Source organism: Arcanobacterium bovis (assembly GCF_004331995.1).
In the GTDB taxonomy this organism is placed as follows: domain Bacteria; phylum Actinomycetota; class Actinomycetes; order Actinomycetales; family Actinomycetaceae; genus Arcanobacterium_A; species Arcanobacterium_A bovis.
In genome coordinates this window covers 309,305-326,104 of the sequence record NZ_SJDT01000001.1, presented here as the reverse complement: position 1 = coordinate 326,104, position 16,800 = coordinate 309,305, and the positions used below count along the sequence as shown (strand labels likewise).

Sequence of the window (16,800 nt, the reverse complement as noted above, 5' to 3'; positions counted from 1 at the left end):
CAACAGCCGGCCCTCGTCGTACCAAGGCATATCTGAGTTCCGTCGAAAAATCACAAGCTGAAATCTTCGTGTTATGCGCAGAAATGTTCTAAGTTAGATATGTGCATACGAATCTTTCACATAATAACGGTGCAAACGAACAGCTTTTGACGGGTCGCGCACTCGTCACTGGTGGAACATCGGGGATGGGATTGGCCTTTGCAAAAGCGCTGGCGAGCAAGGGCGTTGATCTCGTGCTCGTAGCACGAGATGTCGAGCGGCTTGAGCGCACAGCCCAAGAACTTACCGAGAGATTCGGTATTGGTGTGCAAACCTTAGTTGCTGATCTCGCAAACGCACAGGGCGTAGCAAACGTGAAAGAACGACTCATCGCAGATGCAGATCCAGTTAATATCCTCATTAACAATGCCGGATCAGGTTTGTATTCTAAGCTGGCAAGCACTGATTATTCCGATATTTTGCGCGGTGCGCAGGTGATGGGTCTGGCGCCAATGGAGCTCGGGGGTGCCGCCGCAGCAGTAATGAGAGAGCGCGGCAGCGGACTCATTCTCACCACGGTGTCGGTATCTGCATTGGTGCCGATGGGTGCATATTCCGCAATAAAAGCACTGGTCAAGACTTGGTCTGATTCGCTTTCGGTAGAACTACAAGGCAGTGGTGTACAGGTTGTCACATTCATGCCTGGTTGGGTACACACTGAGTTTCACCAGCGTACGGGAGTGTCGAACAAGTCTCTGCCGAATTGGGTGTGGATGGAGGCCGATGCCGTCGTGGCAGAAGCACTCGACGCTGCGGTGGCGGGAAAAACGACTGCCACGCCGTCGAAACGATTCAAAGTTATCTCGTTTCTCGCCAAACACGCTCCGCAGGCAGCAGTTCGTAAAGCGGTGAAAAAGCTGAACAAGGGTCGTCGATGACTGAAAATAATCTTCATCCGCTCGACGATTATCATGACGACAGCAAGCGGAAGATGCGCAATTTTGTGCGCAAAACCGTGACCCGCCCAGTGGTGAAAGCTTTTGTGAAGCCGCACGTGGAGGGCTTTGACAATGTCGATGGCCTTACGGGTGCCTACATTGTGGTCGGAAATCATTCTTCGCATCTCGATGCGCCGATGGTCTTTTCTTTGTTGCCAAAACACATGACCGAGAACTTGGCGACGGGTGCGGCGGCCGACTACTTCTATCGCCGTCGGATGATCTCTAAGCTCACCTCGGTATTTTTCAATACTTACCCGATTGAACGTAAAGGAAAAGTTTCAGGGCCGCACACCGGCGCTGCTGCTGGAATGACTGGTCGTTTGTTGCGCGATGGCATCCCTATTCTGATTTTTCCCGAAGGAACACGCGCGCGTGATGGGCAATTGGGCGAGTTCAAGCCGGGTGCTGCGGCGCTTGCAATAAAAACGGACGTTCCAATTGTGCCGCTTGCGCTCGAAGGCGGTCACGAAGCCATGCCAGTGGGCAATGTGCTTCCGCATTTGGGGCATCCGGATGTCGCTCTCTACATCGGCAAACCGATGAAGGCGAAGCCAGAGGAAAGCGCTGAGGATTTCATTGGGCGGGTGCGCTGTTATATCGAAGCGATGCTCGAGCAACGTACTGCTTATCCTGATATGACTCGCTAGATTAGCCGTCGAAACAAGGCGTGATTGACTAGCTGTCGAAACAGAGCGTAGGACGTAGCTAACTAGCCGTCGAGACGAGCGCGAGCCGTTGCGTCGTCGTCCACATTTGGAAGGCAAATTTGCACAGTAAGCCCACCACCAGGTGTTTCGTGTACGCTGGCAGTACCGCCGTGAGCTTGGGTGATCGCAGAAACAATGGCGAGGCCAAGCCCTGAACCACCCGAATCGCGGCAGCGAGAATCGTCGATTCGGAAGAAACGCTCGAAGATGCGCTCACGATTTTCCTCGTCAATGCCGTCGCCATGATCACGGACTTCGATAATGGCGTGTGAGGTATCTTTGGAAATCCCCACTGCCACTTCAACAGCTGTACCGTCAGGGGTATGAGTGAGCGCATTGCTCAGCAGATTGGCGATCACTTGGATAATGCGGTTCTGATCGGCGAGCACCACCACTGGTTCGACGTCGGTTCCGTCTAGTCCAATGACGCTCGCGTTTCGCTCGGGAGCTCTGGCGTGGAAATCACTAATGGCATTTTCGGCAATACTTGCAAGCTCGACTTTTGTGAGGTTGAGTGGTCGGCCTTCGTCAAGGCGTGCTAGCTGGAGGAGGTCTTCCACCAGATCGCCCATGCGACTTGCTTCAGATTCAACTCGTTCGAAAGCGCGGCCCACTTCATCTTCCGGTACGCCGCCAAGCCGGTAGAGCTCGGCATATCCACGCACCGTGGCAAGCGGCGTGCGCAGCTCATGTGAGGCATCGGAAACGAAACGGCGCATATTTTGTTCAGATTTTTGCTGGATCTTGAATGCGCGCTCGATTTTGCCGAGCATGTCATTGACCGATTCACCCAGCAAGCCAATCTCGGTTCCTTCGGAGGCATCCGGCACACGGGTCGAGAGGTCGCCAGCGGCAACAGCGTGTGTTGCCTGCTCAATTGTGCGTAGGTGGCGCAGCGAGCGCTGCACAAGCAGATAAGAAAGTAGTGCGCCGAGCAAAATAATGGCAAGTGATACCAACGTCATCATGTGAATGAGGTTGTCCACTGCCATGTGCACTGAGGTAAGAGGATGCGCGATGACGACGGTGCCCGCCGATTGCGAAGTGAGTTGCGAGCGCAATTCAACAGTTATCGTGCGCCATTCAATATCGTGGCGAGTTCCGTGCACGGTACGTGGTTGATTGCTAGCTTTTGCTGCAAGTTGTTCTGGATGTTCGGGAATGCCTGAATCATCGCGAACTTGGGAGTGTATAACTTCCACAGGGCTTGAGCCATCGAGGTTGACGTATATGTAGAAGTTCGAGGGAAGGACTTGTGTTTGTGAGCCGCTGACGAGCTGTTCAACAGTTTGACTCGCAATAAGCTTGCCCGATGACGCGAGGGATTTGTCTACTTCGTCGATAAGGTAAGCACGTAACGTCATTGCCACGAGAAATAGCACTGCTGCCAAGACGGCGCTGATGAGCGCAACAGATATGATAACGAGACGCCAAGAGAGCGTCTTGTAGAATCTGAGTTTCTGTTCGGTGCGCACGTTCGGGTACTACTTCTGTGTTTTTGCGGGTTTGTTGCGGATAAGCGGTTATTTGCCGCCGCGTAGCACGTAGCCAATTCCGCGTTTCGTGTGGATAAGTGGCACGAGTTTTTCGGCTTCAGCGGGATCTGTAATGCCCAGTGATTCTGCCGAATCAATCTTTCGGCGCAGGTAGGAGATGTAAGATTCCACAATGGAAACTTCGCCTTGCCAATCGTATTCCCACACGTGGTCGAGGATCTGAATTTTTGAAACGACGCGCTCTTTGTTAATCATCAAGTAGCGCAGCAGTTTGAATTCCGTTGGCGATAGCTCGATATCATGCCCTGCTCTACGAACTTCGTAGGAATCTTCATTGAGCTCAAGATCGAGGTAGCGGATTATTGACTCGCCAGTATCCGTTGGGTGAGTGCGGCGCAAGACGGCGCGAATGCGAGCCACGACTTCTTCAAGGGAGAAAGGTTTCGTGATGTAGTCGTCTCCGCCAACTGTGAGGCCTTGAATTTTGTCTTGTACGTCGTCTTTTGCGGTGAGGAATAAGACGGGCAAATCGGGCTCGCGCTCGCGTAGGCGGCGCAGTACTTCAAAGCCATCCATGTCAGGCAACATGATGTCGAGAACAACGAGGTCAGCTCCGAAAGTGGACTCAATCGTTAGCGCTTCGTGCCCGTCTTGGGCAACTTCCACCGCAAACCCTGCAAAGCGCAAGGAAACCGAGAGTAGCTCGCGGATATTGCGTTCGTCGTCAACAACGAGGATACGTGCCTCAGGTTCTTTATTTCCCGTCATAGTAGTAGTATCCCTTTCATTTCTGAAAGTTCGCTGGGAGTTTCAAGGAAAAGTGTGGGAGTGTGGTGTGGAGTTGGGCGCGCCCGCTAGTTTTGGCGGGCACACCTAACCCCGATGTCGATTTAGATGAATTGATAGGGATCAAATTCGTCAATTTCGATTGGCGAAACTCGCGAAAGTGGAACATTGAATGCTTGAACGTCATATTCAAGGTCGATAATCTCTAGGCCGCGATCTTCGAGTTCAGCAAGTGACGTTGCCAAGTATTCGCGGAAACAGATAATTGCTACGCGGTGGCCACGATCGAGGAGTCTTTCGATTTGGGGCAGGTAGTCCACGTCGTGCGAAGCAAGTACGACGTCGGCACCAGGGCGATCTTGCGCAATGGCGTCAAGAGTGCGCTGGATTCCCATATCAACAATCTTCAACTCTGGATTTTCCGAGGTGAGTAGGACTGGATTCCAGCCGATGGCAAGCAGTGCTTGTACGAAGGTCATGGCCGTGCGCTGTGAAGCATTGAGGAAGAAAAGGCCGTTTGTCTTGGCAGTTTGTTCTTCACTGTTATTAACTGCATCGGCAGAATTTACGTCGGTTGAAGTGGTGTGATGTGCCTGTTCGCCAGCATTTGTTGCAGTGAAAGTACCTGGGTGTGGAACTGGGCGAGTAGCCGAAGCCTGTGCCGAGGTTCCTTCCCCGGAGCAGGAGCGTTCGGTGGTGCTTTGCTGGGAATCAGATTCTTGTGATTCGTTGTCAGATCCGTCAAATGCGGGGCATTGAGCTAATGCTGGACAGTTTCGGCCAGCCCACGGATGAAATTTAAGCACGCGATCCCAGCGAGGGCGCTCATCGGCTCGTGGAAAATGCTTAAGGATATTTACGCCGAGTGTGGCATCAATATTTTCACCATCAATAAGAAAATAAATTGGATTCATATCTACTAGTGTAGTGCTAAATTGGCTTGGGGGCGTGCCGATCTCATCTGCACGCCCCCAAGAGGTCAAGAATTGTTCAAGTTTAGTACTTAGTAAATTCTTTTCCTTCGATTTGTGGAGCATCATTGCCTGATTGCAGTGCGGCAAGACGCGCTTCAATCTCAGCACTATTCGAGAAATCTTCAAGCTCAGCGAATTGATCCTCGAGGGAAGACGCCGATACCTCAGCTCGGCCAGCAGCAAGGGCTTCTTCGCGGCGAATCTTATCCTCAAAGCGGCCAAGTTCAGATGTTGGATCGAGAACGTTGATTGATCCGAGTGCATCGTGCACTTGATTCTGAGCGTCAACCGACTTCTTGCGAGCAACAAGCTGGTCGCGCTTTGACTTCAGTTGGTCAAGCTTCGAACGCATCATGTTCAAGCCGTCTTTGAGCTTGGCAACAACCTCTTCTTGGGAAGCGATGATTGGCTCTGCGGTACGAGCTTCTTGCTCAGCCTGAATCTGACGCTCAAGAGCAACCTTCGCCAAATTATTGAATTTTACTGCGCCTTCCGTGTTACCGGCAGCGGTCATTTCTTTTGCTTTAGCAACTGCAGCAGCTGCCTTCTGCCCCCACTCACGTGCGGACTCGATGTCTTCGTTGTAATCCGCTTGTGCAAGACGGAGGTTTCCGACAGTTACCGCCACGGCATCTTCAGCTTCGGAGATGGAGTTGGTGTAATCGCGAACCATCTGGTCTAGCATCTTTTGTGGATCCTCGGCGCGATCAAGCAGTGCATTGATATTTGCCTTTGCGAGTTGGCTAATTCGCCCTAAGATCGATTGTTTTTCCGCCATGGAATGTACCTTTCTCTGCGTACGTTTGAGTACCTAATGTTTATATTAATTGCTTGTATGTGCACGGGCAGGTCAAATATGCTCCTAGCTTGACTCGCCGTCATTGGGTAATTCAGATATTAGAAGCCCTCGCGGAAACCGCCGCCGTCTCCTCCGAAATCGAAATCTCCCCCTCCTCCGAAGTCGATGTTTCCTCCACCAAATCCGCCTGAACCGAACCCTCCGCCATTATTGGAGTGTCCGTTGAGAATTGAACCGAGAATCATGCCAGCAAGGAAATTTCCGCCGCCCATCGAGCGTCCGCCGCCAAATCCGTCTGGTCCAAATCCGCCGCCATTGAAAGACTCCACGCTGTTTTGCGCCACTTGCAAAGCGCGAGTTGCCAGATCACGCGCTTGTTCAAGTTCGGCAAGCTGTTGCTCGAAAGGCTCGCTGTTGTTCTGGCTTTGAATCATGATCTCTTTTGCACGAGCGAGATGGGTGCGTGCGGTGTGATCGACTCCGGCTCGATACATATTGATGAAGTCCTCAGCTGCATCAATTGAAGCCTGTGCTTGTGCACGTACCGTAGCCACGTGAGCAGCTAATCGATTGTGGTTTTCCTCTGCTTCGCGCACTTCCATGAGCGCAAGGTCAATTTCTGCTTCAGCACTTTGGAGTTCTTCGTTAAGTGCAAGGAGGTCGAGATTTCCACCGCTTTGAGCCTTCGCTAAAACCGCTTGAGCTTTTGCTTTGGCAGCAGTAATACGCGCATCGCCGCCGCCAAGCCGATCCGCATCCGAAACATCGGAGCTCAAGGACTTAATATTTGCCTGGAAACGCTCTTGAGCTTGCCCAAGAAGTGCAGGCGCATCGTCAATCCGCTTTATCATCGCAGCCGCTTGATTCACCGTGGCTTCGGCAAGTTGCACGTATGGAACTGCGGAGTTCTTCTTACCTGCAGCGATCTGACTCTGAGCTTGCTGCGCAGTTTCAGATACGCTCTCGAGGAGCGTAGTAATCTGTTCGGGATAAGTGCGCATCGCCGTTAATAAGGAAGCACTGTAATTCAAAGCGAGATTATCGAGCTTGGTTCTGACCAGCGGGAGTTGTTCCGAAATTTCTTGGGCGCGGGTGTTGATCTCTGCCAATTTCTCTTCCACTCGCGCTGCTAAATTACGCAATTGTGAAAAACTCTGCTTTTGGCTATCAAGGTTTGCTCGTGCCTGCTCAACCAGCTGCAAGATTTCCGTATTCATTGCATACTGTTCGGCAGGAGTTTCGGGATCTGGGTCGTCAAGGGTGGTACGAATCGCAAATGCGCGCTGCATAGCAGCTTGTGCCTGCACCAATACGCTCTCGAAGTCTTTGGTGGCTTCGGTACCAAACTCGGCACGAGCAAACTCAAGTTCGGCCGCTGCGGACCGAACGTCGTCGTCCGTTTTGAGCAGCTCAGCCGACGCTCGCTGGGAGAGTTTAGCGAGGTCTTCAGCTTGAGCTGCGGCAGTTTGCTTCCGCTTTCTCCGTGAAACGGCATAGATGCCTCCGCCCACAACGAGAGCGCCACCTATCAAAGCTCCGGTTCCTAAGACGCCACCATTTCCAAGCGATTTTCCACTCGCCAAGGTGAGTCCATTATCTGCTAGCTCTTGCAGGCCTTCATCCCATTTGCCCTCGTGGAAATTGGCAAGCACAGACTTAGTAGTTGCTTCTTTCAACTGCGCTTTGGTGAGCCCAGCTCCACCCGAATAAGCTCCCAGTTCAGACGATCCCACGGAAATAGCAATGAGAGAGTCATATTTTTGCAGCTTGGACTTTATGAAGGTCTGATGAGCCCACTCTTGAGCATCCATCCCTGAAAAGTCCTTGACAACCACAATCCACAAGTCTTTACCAGGAACTTTATTCAGCGTGCTCAGAATATCGGCGTCGTTATTCGCCACCTGAGCAAGGTCTTGAAAATTCGAGTCCAATGCCAATGGGTCATCGGCATAAGCCGCGTTGGGAATCGCGAGGAATGCACAACACAGACCAGCGACGGCGGTGATTTTCTGTGATAGCTTCAAAAAGTCACATCCTTGATAGGGCAGTAAATCGAGCGTTTGACTCATTTCTCATCCTACCAAGCGCCGCCGCCAAAAATGCGTGCCGATGCTTGAATCTTCACGCTAAGAGCGATTTTGGCGTTGCGGCGTGCGCCTCGCCTTTCCGGCTTATCTTTTTTGCATAGATGCTGTACATTAGTGAGACTGGTCTGATAGCTAGGGTCTAGCACCGAAAGGTGTCATAATGGGAGTAGTTCAGACCAAACGTGAATGATATGTATTGAATGAGCAGTCTAACTGCAAGAAAATGGAGAATTGCTGTGCCTACTGGAAAAGTGAAGTTCTTTGACGAGAATAAGGGCTTTGGTTTCATTACGGGCGACGACGGAAACGAAGTTTACCTCCCGGGAACCTCAGTTCCTTTGGGAACGCGTTTGCGTCCAGGGATGCGTGTTGAGTATGGAATCGGCGAAACGCGCCGTGGAGCTGCAGCATTGCAGGTATCAGTGATTCGTAAAGAAGAGTCTTTGGCCGAAAAGAATCGCCGTTCGCCTGAAGAGATCGTGCCGCTCATTGAGGATCTCATCAAAATTCTCGATCACGCTTCGACTCAATTGCACCGTGGACGCTACCCCGATGGAGGCCCACGTATTGCACAGGCCTTGCGTGCTTTAGCAGAGGATTTCGATGTCTGAGAACCGTATCTATCCACGCCAGAAGCTCACAAAAGAAAAGATTCTCGCCCAGGCAATTGATGCAGCTCGGGAAGCTCTTTTCGACATTACACAAGAAAAACACATCGGCGATCACGCTGGTCTTGTGCAAGAAGGTGAGCGGGTTGTTACCCACGCATTCGTGTGCCTCATGCCTGGGTATCGTGGCTGGTTTTGGACGGTAACGCTCTCGCGTGCTCCTCGGAAAAACGATATTACGATCAGCGAAGTTTCGCTTCGTCCGGGCGAAGATGCACTCTTAGCTCCGGAGTGGATTCCTTGGGCAGATAGGCTCTCACCTGCCGATATTGGGCCGTCAGATCGGCTTCCGTACAAGCCGGACGACGCGCGTTTGCAGGCCTACGATTTCGATCTCATGCAGGGCTACGAGGAAACAGGCGTCGATGCTGATGCGGCGGTGCAGTGGGAGGTGGGACTGGGTCGTGCTCGCGTTTTGTCTGACGCCGGACGTGCCGCAGCATTCCGCCGCTGGTATCGCTCTGATTCTGGACCTCGCAACCAGGGAACTCGCGATGCACAGGCGCAATGTGCCTCGTGCGGTTTCTTTATGAAGATGGACGGATCAGCTCGCCAACTTTTCGGCGTTTGCGCCAACGAGTGGTCGCCTTTTGATGGGCGTGTAGTGTCGCTCGATCATGGATGCGGCGCACACTCCGAAACTGACACGAAGAAGGCGCAGTCGTTGTGGGATCAGCCAAAACCCGTTATTGACGAGCTTGATATTGAAGTAAAAACTGACCAATAGAGATTTCTTTGTCGGTTGAACCGGTATATGCGCAGTTGAACGGATGGATTAGTGGAGCGGTTACAAGGGCGAATCCGTGATTACTCGTGGGGATCAACGCGGGTCATTCCAGAGTTTTTCGGATATGAACCTGCTGGCAAACCGATTGCTGAGCTGTGGTGGGGTGCGCATGTTGGCGCGCCCGCGCTGATTACGCGCGATACGGGCGCACCCGGCGTCGTCGTTGACGAGATGCGCGTTCGTGAGGGCACCGCGCCGCTACAAGCTGCGCAGAAACATACGTCGGAACTGTTCCTCAACGAATACATCGCTAGTGATCCACAGGAGTATTTGGGCGACGACGTCGTGCGACAGCTCGGAGAGCGCCTTCCGTTTCTGCTGAAATTGATTGCGCCCGCGCAGCCGCTATCCTTGCAAGTTCATCCTTCGCGGGTGCAGGCAATTGCGGGCTTTGACAGGGAAAATGCTGCTGGAATTGAGCGCTTTGCTCCCAATAGGAGTTATCGCGATCGGCGTCATAAACCGGAACTCGTCTATGCGCTCACGGATTTTGAGGCATTAGTAGGTTTTCGTGCACCGCGACGCATCATGGGTGTTTTGAGTGGTCTGGGTACGCCGGTTACGCGGCATTTGTTCAAACTTATCTCGGATAATCCCAATTCTGTGGGTGTGCGGCAGGCATTTTCGTATCTGTTAGGGGAAGAAACTCGCCCCAGCCCTGCTGATGTGGCTGATGTTGTGGCAGCTTGCGCGCGTCGTCGTCCAGAAGAATCGCCGTCGGCTCGTGCAGATGCGATCGTGGCGCGACTCGCGCGTAGCTATCCCGAGGATCCCGGTGTGGTGGCATCCCTCCTACTCAATCCGGTTAATCTGCATCCTGGTGAAGCCCTGTTTATTCCAGTTGGCACCGTACATGCATATTTGTCTGGTTTCGGAGTGGAAGTGATGGCGAATTCGGACAATGTACTACGTGCCGGTTTGACGTCGAAACATATCGATACGTCTGAGCTGCTTAATGTGATGGATACAGTAGCAGCGCCGCCGATTCGCATTGCGCCGGAGCGCGTGAATGCGGTGCAGTCCACGTTCTATGCGCCGGTGGATGATTTTGAACTTTCGGTGATTGAAACCCGCACTGAGCAGGGGATGAACCAACTTCACGGCGTGGGTCCACGGATCATGTTGTGTCTGGACGGCGAGGTTACGTTGTGGACGCCGTCGGGAAGCTGTGATCTTTGTGCTGGTCAAGCTGTGTTTATTGGTGCCGACGACGGTCGTGTTTCTGTGCGTGGCGACGGCAGGCTAATTATGGCGGACGTGCCCTAGGCTCAGACAACGAATATGGTTGCGTGTGGCACACAACGCAGCTTTGCTGATAGTATCGCTATCTGAACTATATTAGCCCGCATTTTGGGATTGCTTTTGGGATTGTGGGTTTTGCCGTGAGAATAAATGAGTGAATAAGACTCAAGGGGCTGCTCCCGCAAAGCAGAATAACGGTTCTTGGCTAGACTCATACTTCAACATTTCCGCACGTAAATCGTCAGTTCGGAGCGAGGTTCGAGGTGGATTCGTCACCTTCCTTTCGATGGTTTATATCCTCGTTTTGAATCCAATTATCCTTTCCGGTCCGGATTCCACAGGCGGATTCCTCGGTGGTGGTACGCAGGCGAACGTTCCTGCAATTGCAGCTGCTACAGCGCTGGTTGCGGGTCTGATGACGTTGCTCATGGGCGCGGTTGCCAATTTCCCGATGGCACTGGCCGCTGGCCTCGGCTTGAACTCGGTTGTGGCATTCTCCTTGGTGCAACTTCCTGGTATGACCTGGGCAGACGGCATGGGAATTATCGTGATCGAAGGTCTCGTGATTATCCTGCTCGTGCTCACTGGTTTGCGTGAAGCAATTTTCCGCGCTATTCCAAAGTTCTTGCGAGTGGCGATCTCGGTTGGCATCGGCATGTTCATTGCTTTGATCGGTTTCTCGAATGCTGGTCTCGTCAAGGGCAATAAAACCGGACCAACTTTGTTGAACTTCGGTAACTTTGGTTCGATCGATACCTGGCCGCTCGTCGTCTTCATCCTTGGTCTGTTCATCACGTTTATTTTGATGGTGCGCCGCATTCCTGGTGCAATTTTGGTGGGAATCTTGGTTTCCACAATTCTCGCGTTCGTGGTTGAAGGTGTTGCACATCTCGGGCCAATGATGGGCGCAGACGGCAAAGTTGCTAACCCAGGTGGCTGGGGCGGATCGGTGCCAACATTTGGCGGTTCACTCGTGCAGATCCCTGAGTTCTCAACGCTTGGACAGTTCTCGATTACCGGACCTTTCCAAAAGCTCGGTGTTATCGCTGTAGTAGTGCTCGCGTTCACGGTTATGCTTGCCGACTTCTTCGACACCATGGGCACGATGGTTGCTGTAGGTTCGGAAGCACACCTGCTTGATGCTGATGGTAACCCACCACGCACGCGCTCGATCCTGCTCATCGACTCCATTGCTGCTGTAGCTGGTGGTATGGGTGGCGTTTCTTCGAACACCTCATTCGTAGAATCGACCTCGGGCGTTGCCGACGGCGCTCGCACAGGTTTTGCTTCTGTGGTTACTGGCGTGCTGTTTATTCTTTCCACGCTGCTTGCACCGCTAGTTTCGCTGGTGCCAAGTGAAGCTGCCGCCCCTGCTTTGGTTGCAGTAGGCGTCTTGATGATGCAGCAAGTAGCTGACATTGAATGGAAGGATCTTGGAATTGCGATTCCTGCATTCTTGACGATCGTGTTCATGCCGTTCGGCTACTCGATCACCGTGGGAATCGGCGTCGGCTTCATTGCCTACATCATTATGGAGGCAGTGACTGGCCGTGCACGCAAGGTACATCCGCTCATGTACGTAGTTGGAGTGCTGTTTGTGCTCTACTTCGTGATGGGGCCAATTCAGCATTGGCTAGGCATTGCATAAATCAGGCTTAATTGGGTAATGCTGTGGGCTTCATCCCCTTGGCCTACAGCACGGGGTGGCAGTTCGAAATCGAACTGCCACCCTTTATTTTCTCTGGACACAAGCCCCGAGTTAGATGAGCGCTTGCCTTAACTTAGGCGCTGGTTTGCTCATCGAGCCATATACGCGCGATACCTCAAAAATTGGCTAAGTTAGGGCAGAGTTTTTAGGCGCTTTCTTCGATAGCCAGCTCCAAACAGCCTACTAATCCCTCAATGTCCGATTTTTCGATTGAGGGGAATGTGGCGATTCGCAATTGGTTACGCCCCAACGAGCGATATGGATCAATATCGACGATGCCGTGATCGCGCAGTGTGCGGGAAATGGCCTTGGTGTCCACAGACTCAGCAAAATCGATTGTTACCACCACTGGCGATCGATATTTTTCTTCCTTTATATAAGGAGTCGTGAGCGGGTGCTTCTCGGCCCACTGATATAAATAGCCTGAGGAATCCTTGCAGCGTTTCGCCATCGCGGCAAGTCCGCCCTGCTCAAGCATCCAAGCCAGCTGATTTTGCATCAGTGCAAGCGTTGAAATCGCTGGTGTATTGAGCGTTTGATCTTTTCGTGAATTAGCTAGTGCCATGCTCAGGTTGAGGAAGTCGGGCACCCATCGCTCGCTGCATAGACGCTCAATGCGCTCAATTGCGGCTGGAGACGCGAACGCAAACCACAGCCCGCCGTCGGCCCCAAAACACTTTTGCGGCGAGAAATAGTAGAAATCCGCTGCGCGTGGGTCAATCTCGATACCTCCCGCGATTGAGGTTCCATCAACGATAGTTAGCGCTTGATCGCTTGCCCCATAACGCCGCAGCGGACTCGTCGCGCCGGTGGACGTTTCGTTGTGTGCGTAGAGGTAGGTATCGATCCCAGCTTTTTCTTGATTGACGACGACGTCTCCTGGTTCCGTTTCAACCCTTTCAGTAACAGCGATCCAAGGGGCGCGTTCAACTGCGCGGGCAGCCTTGCCAGAAAATTCGCCGATCACGGCAGCTTGTGCATGGGAGTGGACGAGATTAAAAGGAATGGCATCCCACAGTGCGCTTGCGCCGCCGTTGCCAAGGATTACCTCGTATCCGTCCGGAAGTTCGAAGAGTTCGCACAATGCACGCCGAATCTCGCCAACAATTGTTTTGACAGGTTGTTGCCGATGGGAAGTGCCAAGTGGAGCGGCACACAGCCCCTCTACCTGGGAGAGGCGAACCTTTGAAGGACCGGAACCGAAACGACCGTCGTTGGGAAGAAACTGTTGGGAAATCTCAAGCATGTTTTCATCATGGCACTAAAGCAGCGCGTAAATCTGCGGCGCCCGAACTGTGGAAAGAAACCTTGGCGATGAAACGGGAATTTCTGCTGGTATCTCAATAGGAAATATTGGCGGAATCTGGATTAGAATGGAGACGTTCAATTTTAGAATTTCTGGGCGTTGCGTGGCCGTAGGAGTGTATTAGTGCAAGGTAGCTAAGCGACGAAGTCGCCAGCACACCCAGGGGTAACAAGGAGCGGTACGTGAGCGAACTTATCGACACCACGGAGATGTACCTCAAAACGGTCTATGAACTGGAAGAAGAGGGCATTCCGGCGCTGCGTGCGCGTATCGTTGAGCGTTTGGGGCAGTCCGGGCCTACGGTTTCAGAGACGGTTGCGCGCATGGAGCGCGATGGTCTTGTGGAAGTTGGTGTGGATCGTCGCGTACGGTTCACCGAGGAAGGGCTGCGACGCGCGGCTAAGGTGATGCGTCGTCACCGTCTTGTTGAGCGCTTGTTGCGTGACGTAATCATGCACCCGTGGGCACAGGTTCACGACGAAGCATGCCGTTGGGAGCATGTGGTATCGGACGACGTCGCGAATCGTATCGAAGAAATGCTCACTAACCCACAAACAGATCCTTTTGGTAATCCGATTCCCACGAGCTCTGCTTTCGATCCGGTGCGAAATTCAGTGACGAATAAAGGTTTGCGCCGATTGTCGGAATTGGTAGTGGGTGACGGCGAGCATCTCACTGTGACTGTGGAGCGGATTGCGGAAAACGTGCAAGCAGATTTTGATGAACTTGCTGCGCTTATTGATGCGGGGGTCGTTCCAGGTGCCGAGGTTGATGTTCGGACTTCGGTTGGCGGTCATGTTTTGGTGCGTAGTGGCGCGTTTGAGCTTGAGCTCTCGTCTTTTGCTGCGCAGTCAATATTTGTGGCGTAGTTGAGCCTGTTACTGCGGTGCGGTGCTGAGTATGTCGTACCGCGTGGTAAGGGTGCGATGTGGCGCGTGCTATTCGCGACACCTGCGGGTGCTTAGCGTAGTGTGCGTATCGAATTGCTCTTGTACGACGCTCGCCGCTGTGCGGCACGTCGTCGTGAATCTTTGGTAAACAGAATGTAACAGAAAAGATGTAATCTGCGTTACATTTTGTTATCTAGGGCTTGGGGCTGGTTTGGTATTGCGTTTTGTCTAATTTGTGAATTGCCAGTTCAGAGTGTGGAAAATTCCCAATTTTCGGCCGAAAGTTGAATGTTACAAAATCGTTATAAAACCGTGACCTAATCCACTGTTACATAATTGTGACAATCCGTTGCTAAGTCGTTATGCTAAATGATGTTGAAGAAGTTATGTATTCGTTAGGGCATAACCCAAATCAAAAAACATTGGAGACAGTTAATGGCTGGACGTCACTTGATGGTGGAGGCAACTCCTGGCTTTTTAGGGAAGCAGGGTGTGAAGGGTTTTGTAACCGCCTCCGCAGCAGGAACGCTTCTTGGAATCGGAGCTCCTGCAGCATTTGCCGCACCGCAGCAGGCTGAAACTACCACAAATACGGCACAGACTGCAGTCGCTGCAACTGTTTCGCTCAATTCTGAGCAGCCAAGCTTTGAGATTCCTTCTGTTGAAGTTCAAACCGCGACAAGTGGAACAACTGCTGGTAACTGGTCTATTTCTGATGTGCAGGTTGATGTAAAGGCTCCTGTTGTTGCACCAAGAACTGTTGTCCGTACGCAGGAAGCTCCAGTAACGCGTTCCGTAAAGGCTAAGGCTACTGAAGAAGCTCCTGTTTTTAACGAAAATGTTCCAGACGCTGGATCGCGCGGCGCATCGGTGGTGGCTTTTGCTCGCCAGTTTGCAGGCGCTCCATATCGTGCAGGCGGTTCAACGCCGGCTGGTTGGGATTGCTCTGGATTTACATCTTACGTGTTCGCACATTTTGGTGTGTCGTTACCGCATCAGTCCGGCGCGCAGACAAGTTATGGTATTCGCGTTGCTCGCGCTGAAGCTCAGCCAGGTGACCTCGTTTACTGGCCAGGTCATGTAGGTATCTACACTGGAAATGGCATGCATATAAGCGCTGAAGACTACCGTACAAACACGATAGAGCGTCCGATCTACGGAAGCCCAATCTTCATCCGCATTCCGTGATTTAGTAATTCTTTTGGGAAAACGTGAGTAGCTATGCTGCTCACGTTTTTCTTTATATAGGCGTGGGAGCTAGGTGGTGGGATGGGGGCAGGTGTTGCCGAACGTGGGTGGTTTTCTTTCGGTGGCTCTTACCTTATCTGCCTTGCACTGATGGCTGGGGAGAATGTATTTATTGCTGGTGTGTAAAACTTAGTTGTGACGTGCGATAATAGAGCTACCTACCAAGGAGGCTATTATGGCTCATGACAATGTTGTTGTAGTTGGCGTTGATGGTTCCGAGCCGTCAATTTCCGCGCTCAAGTGGGCGCTTGAACAGGCGCGCAAGCGTGACGCAGAACTTCGCCTTGTGTGCGTCTATGAACTTCCGTCTTATGCTGCGCACACTATTGCCACCGGACGCATCGCTGAGGAGGGGCAGCACTTGTATGCTGCCGCGGAGAAGATGATCACGTCGATGGTGAAGTCGGTTGAAGGGCAAGGCGTGAAAGTGAGCTGGGAGCTTGTTGATGGCGACCCATCCGAAGTCCTAGTAGAAATGTCTAAAAAGGTGGCACTCATCGTGGTGGGTGGCACGTCGTCGCGCTCGGGGCGTATCGCCGACCGTCTCTTGCGCACAGTGTCGACGGCGGTGCCATCCTACGCATGTTGCCCCACCGTCGTCGTTCCTCACGTGGCAGAAGGTGGTTCATTGCCGATAAAACACGTGGTAGTAGGCGTGGATGGATCCGAACATGCGAAGAAAGCCCTGCAAAGGGCGGTTTGGGAAGCTGATCGTTGGGGTGGGAAGCTCTCGATCGTGTGCTCGGTGAATGTGGACGCCGTAAGCTGGGTGCCACAGTTCTCGCTCGACGATGATTTCTATGAAGAAATCGCCGCTAATGTGGAAGAGCAGCTCGCGGAAGTTGATGAAGGTCGCGATATCGACGTCGAAGTGCATGTTATGCAAGGAAATCCGGTTGTGCTCCTCAGCGAGTTCTCGAAAGAGGCCGATTTGCTGGTGTTGGGCACGCGTGGTCGCGGAGGATTCAAGGGGCTGTTGTTGGGATCGACGTCGCAGGCGATTCTCGAGCATTCGGCATGTCCTACGATGGTTGTGCCGCGTCGCGTTCGCGAAGGTGACGACGTCGGTCCGGCTTACTCGCCAGCTGTAGTGTAAGTTTCAGCAGGAGTGCAAGCTTGTTG

At 52.6% G+C, this 16,800-nt stretch carries 15 protein-coding genes; 9 read left to right on the top strand and 6 right to left on the bottom strand.

Going from position 1 to position 16,800, the window contains the following annotated elements; all coding sequences use genetic code 11:
* Window positions 1-101: 101 nt before the first annotated feature.
* Both EZJ44_RS01400 and EZJ44_RS01395 read left to right on the top strand, forming a co-directional pair.
* Window positions 102-917 (top strand): SDR family NAD(P)-dependent oxidoreductase, encoded by an 816-nt coding sequence (locus tag EZJ44_RS01400; RefSeq protein WP_131279379.1) that lies wholly within the window; start codon window positions 102-104, stop codon window positions 915-917.
* Window positions 914-1,627 carry a lysophospholipid acyltransferase family protein gene (locus EZJ44_RS01395; RefSeq protein ID WP_131279377.1) on the top strand — a complete coding sequence of 238 codons (714 nt, stop codon included), beginning with the start codon at window positions 914-916 and terminating at the stop codon, window positions 1,625-1,627. The genes EZJ44_RS01400 and EZJ44_RS01395 overlap by 4 nt, the downstream gene beginning before the upstream one ends.
* Before the next feature lie 62 nt (window positions 1,628-1,689).
* On the opposite strand, the gene EZJ44_RS01390 is transcribed toward EZJ44_RS01395, so the two are convergent.
* From EZJ44_RS01390 to EZJ44_RS08950, 5 genes are all read right to left on the bottom strand, one after another.
* Entirely contained in the window at window positions 1,690-3,162 is a 1,473-nt protein-coding gene (locus EZJ44_RS01390) for a sensor histidine kinase (RefSeq protein ID WP_131279375.1), read from the bottom strand.
* A gap of 48 nt (window positions 3,163-3,210) precedes the next feature.
* A complete protein-coding gene (locus tag EZJ44_RS01385) occupies window positions 3,211-3,951 on the bottom strand; it encodes a response regulator transcription factor (protein ID WP_131279374.1) in 741 nt (246 codons plus the stop codon).
* A 122-nt stretch (window positions 3,952-4,073) separates the two neighbouring features.
* Complete coding sequence (locus EZJ44_RS09005) at window positions 4,074-4,883, bottom strand: NYN domain-containing protein (RefSeq protein WP_191088394.1); 810 nt, start codon at window positions 4,881-4,883, stop codon at window positions 4,074-4,076.
* Window positions 4,884-4,965: 82 nt separating this feature from the next.
* The gene (locus tag EZJ44_RS01375) at window positions 4,966-5,721 is read right to left on the bottom strand and encodes a PspA/IM30 family protein (RefSeq protein WP_131279372.1); all 756 of its coding nucleotides are present in this window, start codon (window positions 5,719-5,721) and stop codon (window positions 4,966-4,968) included.
* 119 nt (window positions 5,722-5,840) lie between these two features.
* The gene (locus EZJ44_RS08950; protein ID WP_131279370.1) at window positions 5,841-7,811 is read right to left on the bottom strand and encodes a TPM domain-containing protein; all 1,971 of its coding nucleotides are present in this window, start codon (window positions 7,809-7,811) and stop codon (window positions 5,841-5,843) included.
* Window positions 7,812-8,065: 254 nt separating this feature from the next.
* Here EZJ44_RS08950 and EZJ44_RS01365 point away from each other — a divergent pair, with 254 nt between their 5' ends.
* The 4 genes from EZJ44_RS01365 (at window position 8,066) to EZJ44_RS01350 (ending at window position 12,174) form a co-directional block, all read left to right on the top strand.
* Window positions 8,066-8,440, top strand: a complete 375-nt coding sequence (locus EZJ44_RS01365; RefSeq protein WP_165496064.1) for a cold-shock protein — start codon at window positions 8,066-8,068, stop codon at window positions 8,438-8,440.
* On the top strand, window positions 8,433-9,224 hold the full coding sequence (locus EZJ44_RS01360) for a DUF3027 domain-containing protein (RefSeq protein ID WP_131279366.1): 792 nt from the start codon (window positions 8,433-8,435) through the stop codon (window positions 9,222-9,224). The genes EZJ44_RS01365 and EZJ44_RS01360 overlap by 8 nt, the downstream gene beginning before the upstream one ends.
* A 51-nt stretch (window positions 9,225-9,275) precedes the next feature.
* Window positions 9,276-10,550, top strand: a complete 1,275-nt coding sequence (manA, locus tag EZJ44_RS01355; protein WP_131279364.1) for a mannose-6-phosphate isomerase, class I — start codon at window positions 9,276-9,278, stop codon at window positions 10,548-10,550.
* Window positions 10,551-10,680: 130 nt separating this feature from the next.
* On the top strand, window positions 10,681-12,174 hold the full coding sequence (locus EZJ44_RS01350; protein WP_131279362.1) for an NCS2 family permease: 1,494 nt from the start codon (window positions 10,681-10,683) through the stop codon (window positions 12,172-12,174).
* A 205-nt stretch (window positions 12,175-12,379) separates the two neighbouring features.
* On the opposite strand, the gene serC is transcribed toward EZJ44_RS01350, so the two are convergent.
* The gene (gene serC, locus EZJ44_RS01345) at window positions 12,380-13,480 is read right to left on the bottom strand and encodes a phosphoserine transaminase (protein ID WP_131279360.1); all 1,101 of its coding nucleotides are present in this window, start codon (window positions 13,478-13,480) and stop codon (window positions 12,380-12,382) included.
* A gap of 242 nt (window positions 13,481-13,722) precedes the next feature.
* Here serC and EZJ44_RS01340 point away from each other — a divergent pair, with 242 nt between their 5' ends.
* From EZJ44_RS01340 to EZJ44_RS01330, 3 genes are all read left to right on the top strand, one after another.
* Window positions 13,723-14,409, top strand: coding sequence for a metal-dependent transcriptional regulator (locus EZJ44_RS01340; RefSeq protein WP_131279358.1), 687 nt, complete (start codon window positions 13,723-13,725; stop codon window positions 14,407-14,409).
* 456 nt (window positions 14,410-14,865) lie between these two features.
* Entirely contained in the window at window positions 14,866-15,618 is a 753-nt protein-coding gene (locus tag EZJ44_RS01335) for a C40 family peptidase (RefSeq protein WP_131279356.1), read from the top strand.
* Window positions 15,619-15,853: 235 nt separating this feature from the next.
* On the top strand, window positions 15,854-16,774 hold the full coding sequence (locus EZJ44_RS01330) for a universal stress protein (protein WP_131279354.1): 921 nt from the start codon (window positions 15,854-15,856) through the stop codon (window positions 16,772-16,774).
* Window positions 16,775-16,800 lie beyond the last annotated feature (26 nt).